The organism is Lichenicola sp. (assembly GCF_965198575.1).
GTDB lineage: Bacteria > Pseudomonadota > Alphaproteobacteria > Acetobacterales > Acetobacteraceae > Lichenicola.
In genome coordinates this window covers 1,032,071-1,048,725 of the sequence record NZ_OZ240671.1, presented here as the reverse complement: position 1 = coordinate 1,048,725, position 16,655 = coordinate 1,032,071, and the positions used below count along the sequence as shown (strand labels likewise).

Below are 16,655 nucleotides of genomic sequence, written 5' to 3'. Positions count from 1 at the left end.
GACCGTCCTGCCCAGCCAGGCGAAGGGCCGCTACGGCCGCTTCGCTCCGGTTCTCGAACGTCACGCCTGACGGGCTGGGAACTCTCGGCAGTTGCACCCGGCAAGCCCCTCTGCCGAACGGTTCGTCAGGCGTCCATCTCCGCCAGCGATCGCACGCCTGCACGCACCGGATCGGAGGTGTTGCGCCGGACATCCTGATCCAGGCTGTCGGCAGCGATCCAGCCGGACATCATCACCATGGGCATACCGGGTCCGGGATGCGCCGAGCCGCCTGCCAGATACAGCCCGTCGAGATCGCGCGAGCGGTTGCCCGGCTTGAATGCGCCGACGAAGCGGCCGTGGCTGGCCAGGCCGTAGATCGCCCCGTCCAGCACCCGGTAGCGCTCGTGGATGTCGGCGGGGGTGAGCACGCGCTCGACCCGGATGCGGCTCTCGATATCCTTCATGCCGCCGGTGCGGGCAAGCTTGTCCAGGATGACCTTGCGGTATCCGGGGAGCATCGCGTTCCAGTCATGATGCGGCCGCAGATACGGCGTGTGCACCAGCACGTAGAGCGCCTCGCCACCCTCGGGCGCAACACCCGGTTCGGTGCGTGCCGGTGCGGCGACGTAGCAGGTCGGGTCCGGTGCCGGTTCGCCACGCTTGTAGATGGCATCGAACTCCTCCTCCGGGTCGCGGGAGAAGATGAAGTCGTGGTGCAGCAGGTGGTCGTACGCCCGGTCGAGCCCGAGATACAGCACCACCCCGGAGCAGGCCGGCTCGTGCTTGCGGCGCTTCGAGAACGTACGCTGCGCCTTGCCGCCGACCAGCTCGCGATAGGTGCGCACGCTGTCCATGTTCGACACGACGGCAGACAGCACCACGGTCTCGCCGGCCTCGGTCACCACGCCGGTGACGCGGCCATCCGCCTGGGTGATGCTGGCGATGCCGGTGCGGGTGCGGACATCGACGCCGAGCCGCTCGGCAAGATCGGCCAGTGCCTCGGGCACGGCGCGGGTGCCGCCCATCGGGTACCACAGGCCCTCGCTGGTCTGCATGTGGGCGATGCTGCACAGCACCGCCGGCGCCAGATACGGCGAGGAACCGACATACTGGGTGAAATGGTCGAGCATCTGCGAAACGCGCTCGTCGCCGATGCGCTTGCGGATCTCCCGCGCCACGCTGGACCCCATGCGCAGGCTCATGACGTCGCGAAGGGTCGCGAGGTCCATGTTCTTGCGCATGTCGAGGGTGTCGCCGATATCCTCGACCGACTTCCAGAAAAAGAACTTCGCGCTGACTTCGTGCAGCTTCTCGCTCATTGCCAGGAAGTCGCGATAACCCTGCTCGGTATTGGCCTCGCCGGCACCGGAGAATCCGCGCAGACGCAGCGCCATCGTGGCCACGTCCTCGTCGAGGTCGAGCACCGCGCCATCCTCGAAGAAGCAGCGCCACTGCGGATCGATCCGGCGCAGATCGAGCCTGTCCTCCATCCGATCGCTCGCTTCGGCGAAGATGCGGCCCAGCACCGACGGCACGGTCAGGATGGTTGGGCCCATGTCGAAACGGTAGCCGGCCTCCTCATGAAGAGCTGCCTTGCCGCCGAGCCAGTCGTTCTTTTCGAACAGGATGACCTTGTGCCCGCGCGCTGCCAGTGTGCAGGCCGCAGCCAGCCCACCGAGGCCGGACCCGATGACGCCGACGGGTGCCGTCATGACACTTCTCCCTCGAGAACCGGCTGCATCGGTGCACCCGGCGTTCCGGTCCATTCCATCTGCGTGTCGATCGGGGTCAGACCGAGATCCTCCGCAAGCAGTTTCGAGCTGATCCGCGCACCTTCGAAAATCACCGGCAGGCCGCTGCCGGGATGCGTGCCACCGCCGACCAGATAGACGCCGTCGAGATCCTCGTAGCGATTATGTGGCCGGAACTGCAGCATCTGCGGCAGCGAATGCGCCAGGTTGAACACCGCCCCACGATGCACACTGAGATCGTCACGCCAATCATCCGGCGTCATGACCTTCTCGAACACGATGCGCTTTTCGATATCCGGCACGCCCGCACGTTCAAGCCGATCCAGGATCAGCCGGCGGAATTTCGGTGCCTCGATGGACCAGTCGATGCCGCCCTCGCGTTCATGCCCGACCGGGACGAGAACATACAGCGTCGAATGGTTCGGGGGGGCCAGCGCCGGGTCGGTCACGCAGGCGTTCTGGATATAGAAGCAGGGCTCGCCCGGCGGCACACGACCTTCCTCGACGTCCTGCAGGGTGCGTCGATAATCATCCGACAGATAGATCGTGTGGTGCGCGACATTCTCCAGGCGGCCTTCAATTCCAAGATAAAGCATGAAGGTGGAACAGGAGAGTTTCGCTTTTTCGATGCGGCGATTGTTCCAGCGCTTGCGCAGGCTATTCGGAACCAGGGTCGACATCGCGTTCAGGAAATCGGCATTCACCACCACCGCATCGGCGCGCGTCACACCGGCGTCGGTACGCACGCCCACCGCGCGCCTGCCCTCGAACATGATCTCCCGAACCGGCTCGCCGAGCTTGATCCGCGCACCCATTTGACGGGCTGCATCCGCCATCGCCCGCATCACCGCGCCGTGGCCGCCGCGTGGATGGAAGATGCCGAACTCGTATTCCATGAACGCGAGAATGGTGAACAGGCTCGGGCACCGATACGGCGACATGCCGAGATATTTGCTCTGGAACGAGAAGCCGAGCCGGACGCGCGGGTCCTTGAACCAGCGCTTCAGGTCCTGGTCCACCGAAGTGAACGGTCGCAGCTTGGCCAGCGACTTCAGAACATCCGGCCGCAGCAGGTCGGCGGCACTGTTGAACGGGCTTTCCAGCACCGGCCGGAATGCCGCCAACTTCGCCCGGTTGTCGGCCATGAAGGCCGGGATCTGTGCGGCGTCCTCGGGGCTGATCTGGGCCACCGAGCGCTGCAGACGCGGGATGTCGCTGCTGGCGCTGATCCGCTGGCCGCCCTCGAAGATCACGTCGTAATGGGTTTCGAGCCGGATCAGCTCGACGGCATCCTCCAACCGGCGGCCGCAGCTGGCGAAGATGTCGGCCAGCACCCGCGGGTAGAGAAAGAATGTCGGGCCCATGTCGAAATGGAACCGGCCTTGCGGGGTCGGCGCCTCGATCGTTCCGGACCGGCCACCGACCTGGGGATGTCGCTCGAACAGCGTCACCTCGGCACCGGCTTGGGATAGCAGCATCGCCGCTGCAAGGCCGCCGGGGCCGGCACCTATGATTGAGACTGGGCGCATCATTCGAGGAACAGATTTACATGCTTTGTTCCAGGGCACCAGTCACCGCCGTGTGTACATCGCAGGTCTTGCACCGGTCCCTTGAGCCGGCGCCGCTTGCACTTGCCGGCACTTCATCCCATCAACGTGGAAGCGCCCGGGATCCAGGGGTGTACACAGCCTGCAGGCGTCCGGTCGCGGCCGAAGCCTGAATACCGGGAGCGGCCGATGCCGGATTTCCGCTCGATCTATCGCCATGGTTTCTGCCGGGTCGCCGCCTGCACCCTTCCCGTGGCACTCGGTGACCCGCTGGATAATGCCGAGCGAATCGCAGCTCTCGCAGCCGACGCGGGCAGCCAGGGTGCCATCCTGGCGGTGTTTCCCGAGCTCAGCGTGTCCGGCTACGCGATCGACGACCTCCGGCAGCAGGACGCGCTGCTCGATGCGGTCGAGAACGCGCTGGCAGCACTTGCCGAACGCAGCACGGTGCTGCTGCCGATCCTGCTGGTGGGCGCGCCGCTGCGTCACCAGGGGGCGCTGTTCAACTGCGCGGTGGCGATCCATCGCGGCCGCATCCTGGGCGTGGTGCCGAAATCCTACCTGCCGAACTACCGCGAGTTCTACGAGATGCGGCAGTTCGCGCCTGGCGTCGGCCGGGTGGGCGAGACCATCCGCCTGACCAGCGGGCCCGCCCCGTTCGGCACCGACCTGCTGTTCGAGGCCGAGGACGTGCCGGGCTTCGTGCTGGCGGCCGAGATCTGCGAGGATCTGTGGGTGCCGCTGCCGCCGAGCACGCAGGCCGGGCTGGCCGGAGCGACGGTGATCGCCAACCTGTCGGCCAGCAACATCACCATCGGCAAGGCGGAAACCCGGCGGCTGCTGTGCCAGGCGCAATCGGCGCGGGCCCTCTGCGCCTATCTCTATGCGGCGGCGGGCGAGGGCGAGAGCACCAACGACGTCGCCTGGGACGGCCAGGTGTCGATCTTCGAGGCGGGTGCGGCGGTGGCGGAGAGCGAGCGTTTCCCGTCCGGGCCATGCCTTGCGGTGGCGGATATCGATCTCGACCTGCTGCGCCAGGAGCGGGCGCGGATGAACACCTTCGACGCCAACCGGCAGGCGCATCGCGGCCACGCGCCGGTCTATCGCCGGATCCCCGTGCGACTCGATCCGCCGCCGGGTGATCTCGGGCTGAAGCGGCCGCTGGAGCGCTTCCCGTTCGTGCCGTCGGACCCGGCCAGGCTCGAGCAGGACTGCTTCGAGGCGTACAACATCCAGGTTTCGGCGCTGATGCAGCGGATGCGGGCGATCGGGTCGCAGCGGCTGGTGATCGGCGTCTCGGGTGGGCTCGACTCGACGCAGGCGCTGATCGTCGCCGCGCGCGCGACCGACCGGCTCGGCCTCGCCCGCACCGCGATCCTCGCCTACACGATGCCGGGCTTCGGCACCGGCGACGAGACGCGCGGCAACGCGATCGCGCTGATGACGGCACTCGGCGTCACCTGGTCCGAGCTCGACATCCGCCCGTCGGCGACGCTGATGCTGCAGCAGATGGACCACCCCGCCGGACGCGGCGAGCCGGTGTACGACGTGACCTTCGAGAACGTGCAGGCCGGCCTGCGCACGGATTACCTGTTCCGGCTGGCCAACCAGAACGAGGCGATCGTGGTCGGCACGGGTGATCTGTCGGAGCTCGGGCTGGGTTGGTGCACCTACGGCGTTGGCGACCATATGTCGCACTATAATGTTAATGCCGGGTTACCGAAGACGCTGATCCAGCATCTTATCCGCTGGGTGATTGCCTCGGCGTGGTTCGAGCCGCCGGTGCTGCAGACGCTGGGCGCGATCCTGGACACCGAGATCTCGCCCGAGCTGGTGCCCGCCGGCGAGGATCGCGCATTGCAGAGCACCGAGGCGAGGATCGGCCCGTACGCGCTGCAGGATTTCACGTTGTTCTATGTGCTGCGCTACGGATTCCGCCCGTCGAAGGTGGCGTTCCTGGCGCTGATGGCGTGGGAGGATGCGCGCCGCGGTGCCTGGCCGCCGGGTTTCCCGGAGGAGAAGCGAGTTGAGTTCAGCCTGCCCGAGATCCGCCACTGGATGGAGGTTTTCCTACGACGGTTCTTCGGGTTCAGCCAGTTCAAGCGCTCTGCTATTCCGAACGGCCCGAAGGTGTCGAGCGGCGGCGCGCTGTCCCCGCGCGGCGATTGGCGTGCGCCCTCGGATGGGAATGCGCGAGCCTGGCTCGAGGAACTCGCGGCGAATGTTCCGGGGGAGGGGGTAGGATACCCGGGGCGCTTTCGACGGGACTGAAGTGTTGCCCCTATCTGGATGAAACGACCGGTGCTGCATCGTTCGCTCGATGACGAGAACGAACCGCAACGCGCCGTTGCGGCGATGCAGGGCACGCGGAACAGAAAGTGGCGACGATGCTCGGCCGGCAACCCGAGCCGTGAAGTTTCGGCTTTAGATCACAAGCTTCTCTATTGTGCTCGCTTTGTCGGGTGTGGCCATCGCTGCCGTCCCATGCGTGATAGTTGCCTGGGCTGCAGGCTCGGCGATCACGCCGGCTGGTGAAATGGCGCCGACATGGTTCCCAGGTCTTGTCTCCGCCGCGCCGTTCATTATTCCGGGCTTCTTTTGGTGGCTGTTTATGTAGTCTTGTAAAAGACCGGACATGGTCACCCAGACGCCCATGATGCACCGCTCATGGGTTCGGCAACGACCCGTGCCGCTATGACCGCAGGCCGCGGCCCGGTTATCGCCACGGCCGGCGGGCCAGCCGCCTGCTGCCATACCCCTGCGGATGTTCTGCGATCCGCGTCGGTCCTGGTTCTACCTGATGCGAGACACGCATGGTGTGGATCCCGGGTAGCGGGCATCGGCAAGCGTCGACAACGGATGGTTCCGGTGTCTCAAGACCCTGGCGGGATCATTACCGACTTGATGCCGCGGCGTGCCCATGCGTTGTCCAACGCGGCACCCCAGTCCTTCAATTCGAAATCGTCGGTAACGATCTCTCCGACTTTCACCTGGCCGCTTTCCAGATACGCCAGCGAGCGGCCGAAATCGTGGATCTGCGCGAAGGAACCCTTGATGGTGATCTCGTTACGGAACACGTCGAACGGGTTCACCGGGAATGTCGCCGGTTCCGGATACACGCCGTAGATCAGCACCGTGCCGCCGCGACGCACCTGGTGCACCGCTTCCGCACACATCGCCGCCGCCCCGGTGGCTTCCACCACATAATCGAAGCCGTTCGGGCTGATGTCGCGCAGCGCCTTGCGGTGCAGCTCCGGGTCGTTCCGGTCCACCGCAACGACACGATCCGCCGACAGCCGCGCCGCGAGGTCGAGTTTCGGGCCGGCCGGGGCGGCTACCGTCAGCCGGGTCGCGCCGTTATGCTTGAGCAGCTGTGCCAGCACCTGTCCCGTCGGACCGGCGCCGAACATCAGCACGTCCGAGCCCGGGCGCACGGCCAGGATATCCATGCCGTGAACAGCACACGCGGTCGGCTCCACCATGATCGCCTCGCGCCACGACAGCCCGGACACCGGGAAGACGTCGGCCGCTTTCACCTTGAGGTATTCCGCGAAGCCGCCATCCATCTGGATGCCGTACGCCTTAAGGGTTTCGCAATGCAGCGCTTCCCCGCGACGGCAGAAGAAGCAGTGCCCGCAGGCACGGTTGCAGTTCGCCACCACGCGGTCACCGGTGCGCCAAGTCCCGGCGCGGGCACCGACCGCGGCGATCTCGCCGGCGAACTCGTGTCCCGGGACAAGCGGAAAGCGCGGACCGAACTCGCCCTCGTGGATATGCAGGTCGGTGCCGCACACGCCGCAGGCCCGGACACGGATCAGCACCTCGTCGTCATCGATCGTGGGCTCCGGCATGTCGCGATAGCTGAACGAGCGCGGCGCGTCATAGAGGATGGCTTTCATGGATCGTCCCTCGTGCTCTTTTGCGGCAAGTCTGAGCGCGCATCCTCCCCGGTCGTCAACGCCGGACCAGTCGCCCCCTGGCGCGGCGACCTCACTCATGTGATGTCTTGGCGGCCGGCTGCTCCGGCGCCGCCGCAACGTGGAACCGCACATGGCTCTCTCCGGTCTTGGCATGCTTTCGGACGATCCCGCGGGTGCCGCCGCCCACATCGTCCAGACCGCGCTCACGCCGATCTTCCTGCTCAACGGCATCGGCACGCTGCTCGCCCTGTTCAACACCAGGCTCGCCAGGGTGCGGGATCATGCGGGGCGACTGGCCGAGCTGCTCGAGGGCCAGGTGCAGCCGGACGAGGCGGCGAGACTGCACTGGCACATGAAACGCCTAGCCAACCGCGTGTTCGCGCTCGACCTGTCGATCGTGCTCGGGGCATGCGGCGGGGCGGCGACCTGCGGCTCGGTGTTCATACTTTTCCTCGGCGACGTGAAGGGCTCGAACGTCGCGCAGTGGCTGATCGGCCTGTTCGGGCTGGCGCTCGGCTGCACGATCGGCTCGCTGCTGGCGTTCCTGGCCGACAGTATCCTGGCCTGGCACGCCTTCCGGCAGAACGGGCCGGTGCCGGTATCGACCAAGGCCAGCAGAGCCGGTGAGTGACAGGGCCGCATGAAAAGCATGGCGCGGCGACAAGACCCTCTTTAGGCTTCGATTTCATAAAAACCAGAAACGATCGGGAACGTCATGAGCATCATCAATCGAGCCGGCCTTTCGGGGCTGTTCTGCGCAGGCCTGCTGGCGACAGCAGCGACTGCAAACGCGGCAGACAATTATTCCTGGCCCGATAATATCCCGCCGGCGGCAAAGGCGCTGATGCAGCCGCCGCCGCTCTCGCCGTTCGGCCAGAAAGTGCCGGGATATCCGCAGGGCGCGCCGGCTTCCTCGCCGGACTCGCTGACCTTCACCCCTGATCAGATCGCCAAGCTCAAGGCCGGCCATTACACCGCGGGCATCGTCATGCAGACGATGGATGCCGGTTGGCCGATGCTGCAGGTGAAGGGCATCACCCAGACGTTGGCCGGTTTCGGGATCAATGTCGTCGCCACGACGAACGCGAAATTCCTGCCTGGCAAGCAGATCAGCGACCTCGAGGAGGTCATCGCGCGCAAGCCGGACGTGATCTTCTCCGTGCCGCTCGACCCGCTCGGCGAATCTGCCGCATACAAGAAGGCCGCCGCCGCCGGCATCAAGCTGGTGTTCATGGATAACGTCGCGGTCGATATGACGCCGGGCAAGGACTACGTCTCGGTCACGGCGTCCGACAACCAGAGCAACGCGATGTTCGCCACCCGGGAGCTCGCGAGCCGCATCGGCAACAAGGGCGAGATCGGCTTCATCACGCTGGTGTACGACTATTATTATTCCGTGGCCGCGCGCAAGGTCGGCATGCTGAAGGCGCTGGAGCAGCTGCCCGACGTGAAGCTCGTCGAGACATCCACGTTCGCCACTCCGGAAAAGGCCTATGGCGTCGCGACCGCGATGATGACGGCGCACCCCAACCTCAAGGGTATTTTCGTGGCCTGGGATACGCCGGCGGAACAGGTCGTCGCGGCGGCAAAAACTCTCGGGCGCAACATCGTCGTCACCACCAACGACCTCGCCACCGACAGCGCCTATTACGTGGCGCGCGGCGAGATCTCCGCAATCGGCTCGCAGCGGCCGTACGACCAGGGCGTGGCCGAGGCGAAGTCTGCCGCGTATGCCTTGCTCGGATTGAAGGTGGCTCCCTATATCGAGGTGCCGACGCTGCAGGTCACCAAGCTGAACCTGCTCAGCGCGCTCAAGGACGTCACCAAGGAGGAGCCGCCGGCGTCGCTGGTCAAGGTCTGCAAGGGCCAGTGCTTCTAGGCGCGCCGGTGGGCCGGACCGAGGGCTAGGCTGCATGGCGGACAGTTCGATGGGCGCCGTACCCGGAACGGCGGCGTCCGGGGCAGGGGCGCCATTGGTCAGCCTTGCCCGGATCAGCAAGAGCTTCGGTGCCAACAGGGTTCTCTACGACGTCGATTTCGAGCTGCACGCCGGTGAGGTGCATGCGCTGCTCGGCGAAAACGGCGCCGGCAAGTCGACGCTGATGAAGATCCTGATGGGGATCCACCAGGCCGATGCGGGCGAGGTGGTGCTGCAGGGCGAGCCGATCGGCGGCCAATCGGTGAGCGATCACCTGTCGCGCGGGATCGCGATGATCTTCCAGGAGCTCAGCCTGATCCCGAACGGCACCGTGGCCGAGAACGTGTTCCTCGGCCACGAGCCGCAGGTCGCGCGGCTGTGGGTCGACCAGCGGGCGATGCGCCGCGACACCGAGCGGCTGATCGCGTCGCTCGGCTTCGAGCTGTCGGCGGGTGCGGAGGTGCGGTCGCTCGGCTTCGCGCAGCGCCAGATGGTCGAGATCCTGAAGGCGCTGTCGCGTGGCGCCCGCGTGCTGATCATGGACGAGCCGACCTCGTCGCTGACGATGCACGAGGAGACGGCGCTGTTCGCGCTGATCGCCAGCCTGAAGCAGCGCGGCATCGGCATCATCTATATCAGCCACCGGATGGCCGAGATCTTCGCGATCGCCGACCGGCTCAGCATCATCAAGGACGGCCGGATGATCGGGCCGCTGCAGCCTGGTGCGACGTCGGTGGCCGAGATTGCCTCGATGATGTCGCGCGCTGCCCCGGTGGCGGCCATGCCGGAGGTGCCGATCGCCGTCGCCGCACGGCCCGTGAGCGGAACGCCGGTGCTCGAGGTGCAGGCGCTGGCGACCCGGGGGAAGCTGCGGGACGTGTCGCTGTCGGTGGCTGCGGGCGAGATCGTCGGCATCGCCGGGCTCGTCGGCAGCGGACGTTCGACCCTGCTGAAGGCGCTGTTCGGGCTGCTGCCGGATTGCCGGGGGACCGTGCGCATCGACGGCGCGGTGATGGCGACCGGCCGGACGCGCGCGGCACTCGACGCCGGCATCGCGCTGGTGCCGGAGGATCGCCGGCTCGAGGGGCTGGTGGTCAAGCACAGCCTGGCCGACAACATCGCGCTGCCGAGCCTCGACCGGTTGAGGCTCGGGCGGTTGGTGCCGATCGCCCCCACCGCTCGGCTCGACCGCCTGTTCGAGCGCTTCCGGCTGGCTCTCAACATCGCCGCCACCGGCCCGCGGCAGCCGGCGCAGCAGCTCAGCGGCGGCAACCAGCAGAAGATTGTGTTCGGCAAATGGCTGGCCCGCTCGCCGCGCCTGCTGCTGCTCGACGAGCCGACCTCCGGCGTCGACGTCAACGCCAAGGCGGAGATGCGGGCGCTGATCCGCAGCACCGCCGCGGCCGGGATCGGCGTGGTGCTGGTCTCCTCGGAGCTCGACGAGCTCGTCACCACCGCCGACCGCATCCTGGTCATGGTCGATGGCCGCATCGTCGGCACCGCTCCGGACCAGGTCGACGAGCCGACCCTGCGCGCCCTGCTGCAGACCGAGGTCAGCGCCGCCAAGACAAGGACTTTCGCATGACCACCACCGCCCTGCAGCGCACCCCATCCGCCGGCCAGGCCATCCGCAGGCTGCTCGCCGACCACGTCACCTACGTGATTTTCGGCTTCGTCACGCTGTTCTTCCTGATCGTGGCGCCGAACTTCGCCTCCATGGCGACGGCGGGGGCGATCCTGCGCATCACCGCCATCGTCTCGGTGATCGCGGTTGGCATGACCTTCGTCATCGTGTCGGGCGAGATCGACCTGTCGGTGGGCTCGGTCGCCAGCTTCTCGGGCATGATCGTGGCGATGCTGGCGCAGGCGAACGTCCCGGCCTGGGCAGCGGCGCTGCTGACGCTGCTGATGGGAGCGGTGATCGGCGCGGTCAACGGGCTGCTGGTGACGCGGCTGCGGATCCCCTCCTTCCTGGTCACGCTCGGCATGCTGAGCGTGTTTTCAGGCGGGGCGATGACGCTGACCGACACCATGCCGGTGCCGATCGTCGATGACCTGCTCAGCACGACATTCTGGAACGGCCAGATCGCCGGCGTGCCGATGCCGATCTGGTGGACCGTCGTCACCGTGCTGATCGGCGTCTTCCTGCTGCATTTCTCGCTGTTCGGGCGGCGGGTGTTCGCCTGTGGCGGCAATGCGATCGCGGCCAGCTTCACCGGCATCGGGGTCGGGCGGATCAAGGTGTGGAGCTTCGTGCTGTGCAGCATGTCCGCGTCGCTGGCCGGCATGATGCTGGCGGCCCGTAGCGGCGCCGGCAACCCGAACATGGGCGTCGGGCTGGAGCTCGACGTGATCGCCGCGGTGATCATCGGCGGCACCAGCCTGTTCGGCGGCTACGGCACCATTCTGGGTTCGGTGGTCGGCGCCATATTCATCGGCGTGATCGGCTTCGGGCTGCTGGTGATGGGCTTCTCCACGACCATCCAGGAGATCATCAAGGGCGCCATCATCATCCTCGCCGTGTCGGTGAACCGCCGGTAGCGCCAATCGCTACGCCGCGTCCCGCTCGGCCATGAGGCGCCGCAGCAGGAACGGCGCCACGGTGTTCTGTGCCATCGGGAAGCCGAGCAGGAAGCCCTGGAATGCGTCGCAGCCTTGCGCCGCCAGCAGATCGAACTGCGCCTGTGTCTCCACGCCCTCGGCGGTCACGGCGATCCCGAGCTCGCGGCTCATGGAGATGATGGCGTTGACGATGGCACGCGTGTCCACGCTTGATTCCAGTCGCTGGACGAACGAGCGGTCGATCTTGAGGGTGTCGAACGAGAAGCGCTGCAGATAGGACAGGCTGGAAAAGCCGGTCCCGAAATCATCGAGTGCCAGCCTCACGCCGAGTGCACGCAGATCCGACAACGCGTGCATCGCACTCTCGTTGTTGTCCATCAGCACACCCTCGGTGATCTCGAGTTCCAGGCGATGCGGGGCAAGCCCGGTCTCGGCGAGCATGGCGGTGACGGTCGCCTGCAGGTCGCCCAGGACGAACTGCGCCGGCGACAGGTTCACGGCGATCCGGCAGGGCTGCTTCCAGGACATCGCCTCGCTGCACGCGGTCCGCATGACCCATTCGCCGAGCGGAATGATCAGCCCGGAGGCTTCCGCGACCGGGATGAACCGGGCAGGCGAGATCGGCCCCTGCGTCGGATGCGTCCAGCGCAGCAGCGCCTCGAACGCGATCACCGCCAGGTCGCTGCCGAAGACCGGTTGGAAACTGAGCGTGAACTCGTTGTTCTGCAACGCGGTCCGGAGATCCTGCTCCATCTGCCGACGTTCGTGCAGCGCCTGGTCGATGCCGATCCTGAACTGGCAGAACCAGCCGCGGGCGTGCTCCTTGGCATGATACAGGGCGATGTCGGCATTCTTCATCAGCGACGCGGCGTCGGCGCCGTCATCGGGAAATACCGCAATGCCGATGCTGACACCGACATTGACGTCCGTCCCATCGATCCGGAACCCCGGCACGAAGCCATCGACGATGCGTCGCGCGAGATGGGCCGCCGGCTCGTCCGGATGGCCGCCGGTGGTCTGCACCACGATGAACTCGTCGCCGCCCAGGCGCGCCACGAAATCGGTCGAGCGGAGCGTCTGTCGCAACCGGCCCGCCACCTGGACGAGAAGCTGGTCGCCGGCAGCATGGCCGAGCGTATCGTTCACCATCTTGAAGCCGTCGAGATCGAGGCACAGCACCGCGAGCGGCACGCCCGAGCGGGCAGCCAGCGGCAGCGCATGCTCCAGCCGGGCGCTCAGCATCGCGCGGTTCGGCAATTCGGTCAGCACGTCGTGATGGGCGAGAAACCGGATCCGCTCCTCCGAGATGCGCCGCTCGCGCACGTCGCGGAGTGCGGTCACCACCGCCGAGCCACCCTGGTAGCTGATGATGCGCGACAGGATCTCGACTGGGCAGATGCTGCCATCGGCAGCCACGATGTCGGTCTCGACGGCGGCGCCACCCTCCGACGTCCAGAGCCGTAGGTCGGAGTCAGGCAGCAGGAAGCGCGACATCGGGCTCGCGCGCAACGCGCCAAGGGGAACGCCGAGCAGGGCGGCGAGGCTCCTGTTGCCGTCGAGGATGCGATCGTCGCGATGGATCAGGATGCCCTCGAACGCGCTGTCGGCAAGCTGGCGGAAGCGATCGGACTCCATGCGGCCGCGGGCGGCGACGCGGTTGTCGAGCAGCGAGCCGGACAGGCCCAGCGCCAGCACGCCCACCGCCTCGGCGGCAATGATGATGGCGATCGGCGACGAAGCCAGGTCGTCGGTCTGCAGGACCGTCGCAAGCCAGGCATCGAACGGCAGGATGGCGGCAAGCGAGCCCAGCGCCAGGATGTTGATCGCGATCGCGATCAGTCCGCTCGCGACCAGGCGGCGATGGCGGCGCTCGGTGTTGCCCATCTCACGCAGCGCCAACCCGCACAGGGCGGCCCCGAGCGTCATGACGATCAGCACCGCGGTCAGGTCGTAGGCGATCTGGAACGGGCGTACCAACCCGGCCATGCCGATGAACAGCATGCAGGAGAAGCCGCATGCCAGCAGCGAGCCGGCGAGCATCGCGTTGCGGGCCGACCGGGCGCCGCGCTGCTGGATGATGCCGGCCGAGATGCTGGCAAGCAGCGAGATCGCCACCGCCGGGAGTGCCGAGTCGAGCGGTACCGCCAGGCTGAGCTTCGGGTAGGTGCCGGCAAGTGCGGTGACGAACGACAGCCACGAGGTTGCCGCCACAGCGCAGCCGAACAGCACGGCGCGCCTGACGGCCCATCTGCCGGCAGGCGACTGCAGGCCCAGCAGGGCGACGCCGGCCGCACTGCCGAGCAGCGCCTCGAGCACCACCAGCGCCGACAATACCGGATCATGGGCACGCAACAGCCCGGCCAGCAGGTGGATCACGGGCGCGGTCCGATCGGCGGCGCCGGGCGCGGCTGCGGGGAATGCCTGCCCGGCATCAGAACCGCACCTGTAAGCTGCCGATGACCTGCCGCGCGACCGGCAGGCCGGCGGTCTCCACGATGCTCCGGCGATTCAATTGCTGCGCCAGCACTGCGACGTCGATCCGGTCGGTCACCCGGTAGCCGATCCGGGTATCGAGCGTGACGTAGTTCGGAACCGTGACTTCCTTGAAGGCGAGATCGGCGATGACGAGCCTGAAATCGTCGTAATGCGACTGCCAGCGCAGATGCGCGTCGAAGTCGAAGCGGCGCCAGCTATAGCCGCCACCGATGATGACGGAGCTGGTCGGCGTCTGCCGCTGGTAGCTGACCGAAGGTGCTGCGAGGAGTTCGGCGCGCGTGCTGTCGTCATGCACCGCGGCGAGGGAGTAGCTCAGCTCCCAGCGCAACCCGGTGACGCTGCGGCCCTTGATGCCGAGCTCGCCGCCGGCCTCGCTGCTGCTGCCGAAGTTGCGCGCGGCGAACACCACCGTGCCGTTCGGCAGCTGCACGAGCCCGGACCCGAACGGCGAACCGATGCTGCTCGCGGTGTGCTGCGCGAAAACTGCCAGCCGGACCGTGGCGCCGAGCGACGGCAGGGCGTGATCGTAATCGAGCTCGTAGTTCATCGCCGGCGACGGTTTCAGGCCGGAGTTGCCGGCGACGACCGTGCTGCCCAGATTCAGCACGTAGCCGAGATCGACCAGGCTCGGCAGTTGTACCGCCCGGGCGCTGCTCAGTCGCACGACATCGTAGTCGCTGAGCTTCATGACGACGCCGCTGTTGAAGCTCGGCTCGAGGATGTGGGTGTCGTGATAGAGGTTGCCCGCGCCCGGGACCACGAACTGCCTGCCCTGGTGACTGAGCGAAAGATCGTCCAGGCGGCTGGCATTGGTCAGCGTCAGCCATGGCAGGACCCGCCACTCCCACATCATCGACCCGGCGAAATCGGTGTAGCCGATGCGACCGCCAAACGATTGCTGTCCGGACGCCACGTTGTCGCGGAACTCGCCGGCGACGCGCAGCGTGTGTCGGCCGAGCTTCAGCAGGTCGTCGGCGCGGATGATCGAGACATCCTGTTTCCAGGCGGTGCCGATACCCAACCCGTTCTGCGAGGTGCGGTCCTCGTTGCGATAGGCGTCGAGCTCCAGCAGCCCGATCGCGGTGTCGTCGGAGAGCCGGCTGCGCAGGCTGTTGGCCTTGAACCCGCTCGGAATGAACAGGCCGGTATCGACGTAGTAGCCGCCATCGATGCTGGAAATCGACGCGGAGAGGTCCCACTCCACATTCGGGTCGACCTGCAGGCGAACGTCCGCGGCGACCATTCCGCTATGTGGCTGCTCGCTGACCGTCGTTTGCTGAGGATCAGGGAATTCGGTGGATCGATAACCCTTGGCGGACAGCCGGATGCCGATCCGATTGTCGATCTGCGCGGTCCCGGCCACTTCACCCGAGGCGCGGTTCTGGGTGCCGCCATCGACGCGCGCCGCGTTCACCTTGTCGCGCAGCGGGTCGTAGGTGATGATGTTGATGACGCCGCTGACCGCGTTGAAGCCATACAGCGCGGCGTTCGGTCCCTTGATGATCTCGATCTGGCGGATCTCGTTCATCGTCACCGGGATCAGCGACCAGACGGTCATGCCGTAGCCGTCCTGGTACACCTGCCTGCCATCGAGCAGTACCAGCACGCGCGGGTTGAGCGCCGTGTTGTAGCCGCGGATGCCGACCGCGGCGTCCTGCATCCCATAGCTGCGGACATCCACCCCGGGCACGAAGCGCAGCATGTCCGGGATGTTGTCGACGCCGGCATGGGCAATGTCGGCAGCCGTGATGATGGTCATCTCGGACGGCACCTCGCTCGCCCGCTGCGGCTCGCCGGTCGCAGAGGTGGTGACCGGCTCGCCGAACATCGTTTCCAGGGCGGTCTGGTCGATCGCCTGGGGCGCTGCCCGGGGGATGTCGAGAAGGATGGCCGCCAGGAACACCAGCACGCTCACGCGGAGCCGCAGGAACAGACAGGTCATGGTTCTTCCACCATCATGCGGAACGCGGTTGCGAAGCGCACACCCGAGGCTGCGGCGTTTGCGGTGTTGAGGACGATGCCGACACTCGGCGCCGAGCGGATCGCGACGATGCAGCTGCCGCTCTGGACCTGCTCCAGTTGCCTGGTGAGGCAGGGGATGTGGCGCACCCGGAGGGCAGCGCCGAGCAGGCCGGCATCGACCCCCGTGGCCGAGAAGATGGCGTCGTAGGCAGCGGGACCGATGAGCTCGCGCTGCTCCACGAGGACCGGCTGCAGGATCAGGTTGTCGACGCCGAGGCCGGTTCCGAGCAGCGCCTGGACCGCCGCCGCCTCGTCACGCGATTGCGGATCGGCGGCGTTGTAGGCGATCGCCACCACCATCGCCCCGGAAGGCTGGGCCGCCTGGAAATGCAGCACGCGCCCGGCCAGCTGCATGTCCTGCAGGCTCGGGGGCTGGGCGCTTGCGGCGGGCGAGCTGCCAAGCAGGGGCAACGCCGCCAGCACGCGGCTACACCTCCACCAGCAACTCGATTTTCCG

Annotated in this window: 11 protein-coding genes; 5 read left to right on the top strand and 6 right to left on the bottom strand. The window is 66.9% G+C overall.

Translation table 11 applies throughout. The features are described from left to right. Positions 1–125 precede the first annotated feature (125 nt). Both ACOEQ2_RS04960 and crtI read right to left on the bottom strand, forming a co-directional pair. A complete protein-coding gene (locus tag ACOEQ2_RS04960) occupies positions 126–1,694 on the bottom strand; it encodes a phytoene desaturase family protein (protein WP_419730274.1) in 1,569 nt (522 codons plus the stop codon). Further along, a complete protein-coding gene (crtI, locus tag ACOEQ2_RS04955) occupies positions 1,691–3,301 on the bottom strand; it encodes a phytoene desaturase family protein (RefSeq protein WP_419730273.1) in 1,611 nt (536 codons plus the stop codon). Before crtI ends, ACOEQ2_RS04960 begins: the two co-directional genes overlap by 4 nt. A gap of 168 nt (positions 3,302–3,469) precedes the next feature. Here crtI and ACOEQ2_RS04950 point away from each other — a divergent pair, with 168 nt between their 5' ends. Then, the gene (locus tag ACOEQ2_RS04950; protein ID WP_419730272.1) at positions 3,470–5,551 is read left to right on the top strand and encodes an NAD(+) synthase; all 2,082 of its coding nucleotides are present in this window, start codon (positions 3,470–3,472) and stop codon (positions 5,549–5,551) included. A 602-nt stretch (positions 5,552–6,153) separates the two neighbouring features. On the opposite strand, the gene ACOEQ2_RS04945 is transcribed toward ACOEQ2_RS04950, so the two are convergent. After that, positions 6,154–7,179, bottom strand: a complete 1,026-nt coding sequence (locus ACOEQ2_RS04945) for a zinc-dependent alcohol dehydrogenase family protein (RefSeq protein WP_419730271.1) — start codon at positions 7,177–7,179, stop codon at positions 6,154–6,156. Between the two features lie 151 nt (positions 7,180–7,330). Here ACOEQ2_RS04945 and ACOEQ2_RS04940 point away from each other — a divergent pair, with 151 nt between their 5' ends. The 4 genes from ACOEQ2_RS04940 (at position 7,331) to ACOEQ2_RS04925 (ending at position 11,659) form a co-directional block, all read left to right on the top strand. Next, positions 7,331–7,831: a DUF2721 domain-containing protein gene (locus ACOEQ2_RS04940; protein ID WP_419730270.1), complete on the top strand. Its 501-nt coding sequence runs from the start codon at positions 7,331–7,333 to the stop codon at positions 7,829–7,831. Between the two features lie 84 nt (positions 7,832–7,915). Then, positions 7,916–9,079, top strand: coding sequence for a substrate-binding domain-containing protein (locus ACOEQ2_RS04935; RefSeq protein ID WP_419730269.1), 1,164 nt, complete (start codon positions 7,916–7,918; stop codon positions 9,077–9,079). A 34-nt stretch (positions 9,080–9,113) separates the two neighbouring features. Beyond that, positions 9,114–10,703 (top strand): sugar ABC transporter ATP-binding protein, encoded by a 1,590-nt coding sequence (locus tag ACOEQ2_RS04930; protein WP_419730268.1) that lies wholly within the window; start codon positions 9,114–9,116, stop codon positions 10,701–10,703. Next, a complete protein-coding gene (locus ACOEQ2_RS04925; protein WP_419730267.1) occupies positions 10,700–11,659 on the top strand; it encodes an ABC transporter permease in 960 nt (319 codons plus the stop codon). The genes ACOEQ2_RS04930 and ACOEQ2_RS04925 overlap by 4 nt, the downstream gene beginning before the upstream one ends. 9 nt (positions 11,660–11,668) lie before the next feature. Here the strand turns inward: ACOEQ2_RS04925 and ACOEQ2_RS04920 are convergent, their stop codons facing one another. Genes ACOEQ2_RS04920 through ACOEQ2_RS04910 form a run of 3 tightly spaced genes read right to left on the bottom strand, consistent with a single transcriptional unit; the run spans position 11,669 to position 16,621 of the window. Further along, the gene (locus tag ACOEQ2_RS04920; RefSeq protein WP_419730266.1) at positions 11,669–14,056 is read right to left on the bottom strand and encodes a putative bifunctional diguanylate cyclase/phosphodiesterase; all 2,388 of its coding nucleotides are present in this window, start codon (positions 14,054–14,056) and stop codon (positions 11,669–11,671) included. 55 nt (positions 14,057–14,111) lie between these two features. Continuing rightward, positions 14,112–16,118: a TonB-dependent receptor plug domain-containing protein gene (locus ACOEQ2_RS04915; RefSeq protein WP_419730265.1), complete on the bottom strand. Its 2,007-nt coding sequence runs from the start codon at positions 16,116–16,118 to the stop codon at positions 14,112–14,114. Continuing rightward, positions 16,115–16,621 carry a hypothetical protein gene (locus tag ACOEQ2_RS04910; protein WP_419730264.1) on the bottom strand — a complete coding sequence of 169 codons (507 nt, stop codon included), beginning with the start codon at positions 16,619–16,621 and terminating at the stop codon, positions 16,115–16,117. The genes ACOEQ2_RS04915 and ACOEQ2_RS04910 overlap by 4 nt, the downstream gene beginning before the upstream one ends. Between the last annotated feature and the right edge of the window lie 34 nt (positions 16,622–16,655).

What these genes read in the sequence shown, in the direction of transcription:
- ACOEQ2_RS04960 (WP_419730274.1), bottom strand. Translation starts at nt 1,694, where the DNA reads ATGACGGCACCCGTCGGCGTCATCGGGTCCGGCCTCGGTGGGCTGGCT.
- ACOEQ2_RS04950 (WP_419730272.1), top strand. Translation starts at nt 3,470, where the DNA reads ATGCCGGATTTCCGCTCGATCTATCGCCATGGTTTCTGCCGGGTCGCC.
- ACOEQ2_RS04945 (WP_419730271.1), bottom strand. Translation starts at nt 7,179, where the DNA reads ATGAAAGCCATCCTCTATGACGCGCCGCGCTCGTTCAGCTATCGCGAC.
- ACOEQ2_RS04940 (WP_419730270.1), top strand. Translation starts at nt 7,331, where the DNA reads ATGGCTCTCTCCGGTCTTGGCATGCTTTCGGACGATCCCGCGGGTGCC.
- ACOEQ2_RS04935 (WP_419730269.1), top strand. Translation starts at nt 7,916, where the DNA reads ATGAGCATCATCAATCGAGCCGGCCTTTCGGGGCTGTTCTGCGCAGGC.
- ACOEQ2_RS04930 (WP_419730268.1), top strand. Translation starts at nt 9,114, where the DNA reads ATGGCGGACAGTTCGATGGGCGCCGTACCCGGAACGGCGGCGTCCGGG.
- ACOEQ2_RS04925 (WP_419730267.1), top strand. Translation starts at nt 10,700, where the DNA reads ATGACCACCACCGCCCTGCAGCGCACCCCATCCGCCGGCCAGGCCATC.
- ACOEQ2_RS04915 (WP_419730265.1), bottom strand. Translation starts at nt 16,118, where the DNA reads ATGACCTGTCTGTTCCTGCGGCTCCGCGTGAGCGTGCTGGTGTTCCTG.